Below are 2,669 nucleotides of genomic sequence, written 5' to 3'. Positions count from 1 at the left end.
GCTTTTCCTGGGCGGTACAATGAGGGCCACCTTAAGGCTATAACCTTTGGGATGTTATTCCGCGAGTTACCTGAGTCATAACCTACTCTACTACGAGTTGCTCCTACTCAGAACAAGCCGCACGCTGCAGAGGAGTCCACTCGGATATTTCGGCGTAGCCCATTGCATAGAGGGTATGCATGGTATTAGTTATTGCCTTGCGGTCGCCCTTCAAAATGTGCTGAACACGGATTTTTTTGTTGGAAGAATCGTCTGGATTGTTCTCTGAATTTGTTGGAAATTCTGATGGCATAAGGTGAACCTTTTGCTTTTGCTGTACATTTATAATCGTAATGATTATATTTTAGTTTGTCAAGGGTTTTTAGATTTTTGTTTGAGGGGTAATGTAAAGAAATGCGGTCGCAAGCTATCAGCTATCAGCTATCAGCTTTCAGCTATCAGCTATCAGCTATCAGCTATCAGCTTTCAGCTATCAGCTTTCAGCTTTCAGCTATCAGCTTTCAGCTTTTGAATAAAAGAGATTTATAGCAATTATATATGCCATAAGGTACCTATTATCCCCCTAAATCCCCCGAGCGAGCAATCCCTCGCTCGGGGGACTTTGAGGTTGAGAAGCGTACCTCATAACTGCGATAAACGCTATATTTTCAGCTGACGGCTGACGGCTGACAGCTGTTCGCGTAGCGTGGGCGTAGCGCATATCCTTACATAATTTTTTTTCCCGACTCCCGATTCCCGACTCCCGATTCCCGACTCCCTTTTATTTAGGAAAAAACTGAGCCACAGTACAACTAAAACCAGGTAGTATGGGAGAGGTTAGGGTATCTTGGCTGAACAGGGTTGCTACTAATTTGAGCTGACTGTTTTCTCGGCGATAGATTTCGAGCTTGCGAGACCTCCAATCAGCAATCCAATATTCTTTTACGCCTCGTGAAGAGTAAAGTTTTAGTTTAGCTTCTCGGTCTCGTCTTTGGTCTTGTTGACTAGCAGATAAAACTTCGACAGCTAATTCTGGGGCACCAGTTAGATGTCCAGATTTATCTAAGGTTAATGTATAGGTTTCTTGAGTAACCCAAACGACATCGGGAATAACATGATCTGATTCAGAAAACAGGACACCGGGACTAGGAATAGCTTCTCCTAAACCACTGGCTTCAGACCAAGCATCTAGCTGTCGAAAAATTTTGCCACAGGTTTGCTGATGTTTAGTATGAGGCGCTCTAGTCACAAATAATTCTCCATCAATGATTTCGTAGCGTGTTCCTTCATTTTCTGGTAGCAATTCTAGGTCATGAATAGTCCAGCATACTCTCTCATGTATTGCCTGATTCATAATTATACTCCGTGGATGTAGCTCTATAGTATTTATATTTTAGATTTAAACATAGGATTGATGGGACAAGGGAACAGGGAACAGGGAACAGTGGTCAAGAGATTCAACGAGTTTTTACTGTTATGATAAATCAGCATTAGTTTTGATTATCTATTTATAAATGCTATATTATAATTATAGCATTTCTCTCTACAATTAGATACAAAATGATCCCCCTAAATCCCCCTTAATAAGGGGGATTTTGAGGTTCATAGCCGTACCTCATCAATGAAATAAACGCTATATATTATCGACTCCCTACTCCCTATTCCCTACTCCCTACTCCCTACTCCCTACTCCCTACTCCCTAATCTTGATAAACCCTACAAATATCAGCGCCAATTTTATTAACTTTATCAACTAATTCTTGAGGTTGGATTACTTTAACTTTGCCGCCAAAACCGATAATCCATGGAAAAAAATCGACATCCTCTAATGCCCACTTGGGTAATATTACTTGAAAGCGATTGGTAAAATTGGGGTCTTTGGTTTTAGGAAGTGAAAACAAGGATTTAGGCAAGCTGGGATTTGCTGTTAAGGGGGGAGACATTTTTATGTGTTTGAAGCGCTTGGTTCCTTCACTTACAAATCGGAACATATCGTCATTAAACCACAGTTCAACGGTGACCTGAACTGCTGACTGTTCTGATTTATTGCTACTGAGTAACTGTTGCTGTTGGCTAGCACTATTACCAAGAAATAATCCGGCACTTGCTTCGTGGAGTTTTTCCAGCTTCTGCAAGGATTGCCATTGTTGTTTCATATCGCGGGTTTGGCCAAGGGCACGACCGAGAAAGAGTCGGTCTAATCGTCCAAACCGGAATAGTTTATCCTGGTTACCGCCGTGGTGCTGAAATGCTAAATACCAGGCGTGATTGTAAAATACTATTTGCAGGGGCCAAGCTTGAAAAAATCCGTCGTGATCTCCAGCAAATCGGCCACCGCCTTTAATTCGATTTAATTCTAATAATTCCCCTTGGGCGATCGCATTTTCTAGTTTGTCTAGATGATTGAGCAAGGCTGAATCCTGGAGGGAGTCGGCATCTACGATACAGCGATTGCGAATTGCTCGCACTGGATAGGTGGAAGGGGGGTCTAATTTTGAGTGGGTCATCCGTTGCTGGAACATCTCATAGGTAGAGAGTGCCATGGGATCCTCTAAACTTTTGGCTTGAGATTGCAGCACTGCAAATACTTTACCGAGTTCCTGCCTAGAGAATATGCCGGTGCCTGCAAAATAGCCTTGCTTGAGGGGAAAGTTGGGTAATATCTTATAGGGTTTGAGGATTTTTTCGAA

The 2,669-nt window shown here is 42.4% G+C and carries 4 protein-coding genes and 1 pseudogene; 1 reads left to right on the top strand and 4 read right to left on the bottom strand.

Features of this window, described 5'->3' with window-relative positions:
• Positions 1-103: 103 nt before the first annotated feature.
• Positions 104-292, bottom strand: a complete 189-nt coding sequence (locus tag F6K20_RS40970) for a hypothetical protein (RefSeq protein WP_009149490.1) — start codon at positions 290-292, stop codon at positions 104-106.
• 18 nt (positions 293-310) lie between these two features.
• Here F6K20_RS40970 and F6K20_RS33245 point away from each other — a divergent pair, with 18 nt between their 5' ends.
• Positions 311-511 carry a hypothetical protein gene (locus F6K20_RS33245; RefSeq protein ID WP_287265018.1) on the top strand — a complete coding sequence of 67 codons (201 nt, stop codon included), beginning with the start codon at positions 311-313 and terminating at the stop codon, positions 509-511.
• Between the two features lie 51 nt (positions 512-562).
• On the opposite strand, the gene F6K20_RS33240 is transcribed toward F6K20_RS33245, so the two are convergent.
• From F6K20_RS33240 to F6K20_RS33230, 3 genes and pseudogenes are all read right to left on the bottom strand, one after another.
• Positions 563-700: a hypothetical protein gene (locus F6K20_RS33240; RefSeq protein ID WP_287265016.1), complete on the bottom strand. Its 138-nt coding sequence runs from the start codon at positions 698-700 to the stop codon at positions 563-565.
• Between the two features lie 60 nt (positions 701-760).
• On the bottom strand, positions 761-1,333 hold the full coding sequence (locus tag F6K20_RS33235) for a Uma2 family endonuclease (RefSeq protein WP_287297616.1): 573 nt from the start codon (positions 1,331-1,333) through the stop codon (positions 761-763).
• A 346-nt stretch (positions 1,334-1,679) separates the two neighbouring features.
• Positions 1,680-2,669 (bottom strand): annotated as a pseudogene (locus tag F6K20_RS33230) (kinase); the annotation flags it as partial.

This window comes from Moorena sp. SIO2C4 (assembly GCF_010672485.1).
GTDB classification, from domain to species: Bacteria; Cyanobacteriota; Cyanobacteriia; order Cyanobacteriales; family Coleofasciculaceae; genus Moorena; species Moorena producens.
This window is presented reverse-complemented; position numbering and strand designations above follow the sequence as displayed.

Excerpts from the sequence above, each read along its gene's own strand:
- F6K20_RS33240 (WP_287265016.1), bottom strand. The coding sequence starts at position 700 with ATGCGCTACGCCCACGCTACGCGAACAGCTGTCAGCCGTCAGCCGTCA.
- F6K20_RS33235 (WP_287297616.1), bottom strand. The coding sequence starts at position 1,333 with ATGAATCAGGCAATACATGAGAGAGTATGCTGGACTATTCATGACCTA.
- F6K20_RS40970 (WP_009149490.1), bottom strand. The coding sequence starts at position 292 with ATGCCATCAGAATTTCCAACAAATTCAGAGAACAATCCAGACGATTCT.